This is a genomic window from Dietzia sp. DQ11-44 (assembly GCF_014145205.1).
GTDB classification, from domain to species: Bacteria; Actinomycetota; Actinomycetes; order Mycobacteriales; family Mycobacteriaceae; genus Dietzia; species Dietzia natronolimnaea.
This window is the reverse complement of the sequence record NZ_JAALEC010000118.1, coordinates 1-2,881: the sequence shown is the minus strand read 5'-3', so window position 1 is coordinate 2,881 and position 2,881 is coordinate 1. Positions and strand designations below refer to the sequence as shown.

General features: G+C 71.6%; 2 protein-coding genes and 1 pseudogene. 1 reads left to right on the top strand and 2 read right to left on the bottom strand.

Annotated elements, in window-relative coordinates:
* Positions 1–543: pseudogene (locus tag G6018_RS03540) on the bottom strand (lipid-transfer protein); the annotation flags it as partial.
* Between the two features lie 9 nt (positions 544–552).
* Positions 553–1,593 carry an OB-fold domain-containing protein gene (locus tag G6018_RS03535; RefSeq protein WP_347237783.1) on the bottom strand — a complete coding sequence of 347 codons (1,041 nt, stop codon included), beginning with the start codon at positions 1,591–1,593 and terminating at the stop codon, positions 553–555.
* A gap of 89 nt (positions 1,594–1,682) precedes the next feature.
* On the opposite strand from G6018_RS03535, the gene G6018_RS03530 reads away from it, so the two are divergent.
* Positions 1,683–2,717, top strand: coding sequence for an LLM class F420-dependent oxidoreductase (locus G6018_RS03530; protein ID WP_182638754.1), 1,035 nt, complete (start codon positions 1,683–1,685; stop codon positions 2,715–2,717).
* Positions 2,718–2,881 lie beyond the last annotated feature (164 nt).

Genomic DNA, 2,881 nt, shown 5'->3' with positions numbered 1-2,881 from the left:
CAGCTCCCGCTCGTCCCTGCCGGTGGCGCGGGCGGCCACCGAGGCCATCTCGCCCTCGGACCACTTGCCCGCGTCGATCCCCGCGCGGGCCTGCAACGCGGCCATGTGGTGGCGGCCGGGCCACAGCGGGGCCACGGTGTACGGGTCGAGCTGCAGCGCCAGCGCCGAGTCGAGGTCGGTGCTCGCCGAGGCCTTGCCGAACCCGTAGACCAACGCGGTGTCGGCCTGGCCTGTGGCGATCTTGAGGTAGGCCTCGAAGAACGCCCAGGCGGCGTCCATCTCCACGTGCGACTCGCAGATGGGAGGGAACGCGCCGATGGTGTCGACGGCGGAGATGAAGGAGAAGGCCCGGCCGGCGAGGTAGTCGGAGGAACCGGAGCACCAGAACTCGATGTCGGTGCGGTCCAGCCCGGTCTGCCGGTAACACTCGGCGAAGACGGGCGCGAGCATCTCGACACCGTTGGTGGTGCCGAAGGTGGACTCTGTGTGTCGGGCGTGGGCGAAACCGACGACGGCCACGTCCCGGGGTGCGGTGGGGGTCACGGGTGTCCTCTACAGGTGATCGGCGTAGGTGTCGGGGTCGGCGTCGGGATCGCCGGTCGGCTCGAAGTGGGTGATGGCCTTCATCGAGGCAGGGCGGTCGGCCTCGGGCGTCCACGCCGCCCGTACCCGCATGCCCATGCGCACCTCCGAGGCCTCGCAGCCCAGCACGAGGTGCTGGATGGGGACGTCGGACCCGTCCAGGAGGATGTACGCGGTGACGTACGGGGGCGTGATCTCCTGACCGGCGAACGGCACGTTGACGATGCCGAACGTGGTGACCGTGCCGACGCCGGAGACCTCCACGTACTCGCCCATGGCCACCCCGTCGGAGGGGCAGTAGTCGCGCGGCGGGACGTAGACCTCGGGTCCGTTGGAGCGACGCCGCCCGAGCACACGGCCCTGCACGATGGCCCGGAGGAACTCGCTCTCGGCGGGACCCGCGGTGTGGGTCACCGAGAGGCCGATCGGGGTGACGACCATGGTGACGGGCTCACCCCCGGAGGGCTGCGGGACCTCGTCGTCGTCGCCCTGATCGGTGCCGCCCGGGTCGTCCCCACCCGCCACGTCCACGGGGACCACGCACGCGATGTCGTGGATGGTCCCGGTCCGCTCGGCGGACCACCGCAGCCGCACGCGCATCCCCGAGCTCACGTCCTCGGGGCCGTCGGCGGCGAGGGGCAGCAGGATGGCGGTGTCGGCGCCGTCGAACCGGACCAGGGCCCAGGCGAACGGCGAGTCGAGCGGGTTGACGTCGGTGGGTTCGGGAACCCAGGTCCAGACGACGACGACGCCGTCGATCCCGGTCCCGGAGCCCACCTCGACGAAGTCCGTCAGGGCCTCGTGCGTGTGGGGGTCGAACTCCACCGGCGGCAGGTGCACGGCGCCGCGGGAGTCGCGGACCCCCACGAGTCGGCGGTCGCGCAGGCCGGTGAAGAACGCGCCCAGGACCGGTCCGGTCGACCGCGTGTAAGCGAAGGACGGGGCGAGCGGGGCCTCGAGCACGGCCTCGTCGGGCGGGGTGATGTCGACAACGATCTCTCTGGATGTCACGCCACAAGTAGAACACGTTCCACTGCGCCGTGTGTGACTTTTCGTGAGCCGGACACCGTCGCGGGGCGGTCTGGGTCACACTGGTCCCCATGAAATTCGCCTTGCAGCTCGGATACTGGGGCGCCCAGCCGCCCACCACCCACGCCGACCTCGTGGTGGCCGCGGACAGGGCGGGGTTCGACACCGTCTTCACCGCCGAGGCCTGGGGTTCGGACGCGTTCACCCCGCTCGCCTGGTACGGCTCGCTCACCGAACGCATCCGCTTGTCCACGGCGGTGGTGCAGCTGTCCGCCCGGACGCCCACGGCCACCGCGATGAGCACCATGACCCTGGACCACCTCTCCGGTGGCCGGTTCTGCCTGGGCCTGGGCGTCTCCGGTCCGCAGGTGGTGGAGGGCTGGTACGGCCAGCCGTTCACCAGGCCGTTGGCCCGGACGCGGGAGTACATCGACATCATCCGCGCGGTGCTCCGCCGCGAGGCCCCCGTGACCTCCGACGGGCCCGCGTACGCCCTGCCGTACCAGGGGCCGGGCGCCTCCGGACTGGGCAAACCGCTCAAGTCGATCCTCCACCCGCTGCGCGAGGACGTGCCCATCTGGCTGGGGGCCGAGGGGCCCAAGAACGTGGCACTCGCCGCCGAGATCGCGGACGGGTGGCTGGGGTTCCTGGCCTCGCCGCGGACCGCGCACGAGTTCAACGCGTGGCTCGACGAGGGCTTCGCCCGACCCGGCGCGCGGCGGACCCGGGAGGACTTCGAGGTGGCGTTCCTGTGCCAGCTTCACATAACGCAGGATCGGCGCGCGGTCCTCGACGCGTACAAGCCGTTCACCGCGCTCTACGCCGGCGGCATGGGCGCGGAGGAGAAGAACTTCCACGCCGAGGCGTTCCGCCGGATGGGCTTCGCCGACGACGTCGACCGCATCACCGAGCTGTTCCGCTCCGGGCGCAAGGAGGAGGCCGCGGCGGCGGTCCCGGACGAGATGGTCGAGGCCACCGCGATCATCGGCGACGAGGACTCGGTGCGGTCGCAGATCGCCGAGTGGGAGGCCGCGGGTGTGACCATGCTCGTGGTGACGGCCCGCTCGGTGGAGGAGATCGAGTCTCTGAGCCGGTTGATGGACTGATCGCCGGCGGGACGGGCCTCGGGAGGGGCGGCCGGGGGGTTCCGCCGGTCGGTCAGCGGGGCGGGTTGACGCGCACCGGCTCGCCGGCGTGGTCCACCACGAGAAAGCCGCTCTGGTGGACGTCGTTGCTCACGTGGACGGTGTAGGTCGGCCGCCCCGCCTCA

Excerpts from the sequence above, each read along its gene's own strand:
- G6018_RS03530 (WP_182638754.1), top strand. The coding sequence starts at position 1,683 with ATGAAATTCGCCTTGCAGCTCGGATACTGGGGCGCCCAGCCGCCCACC.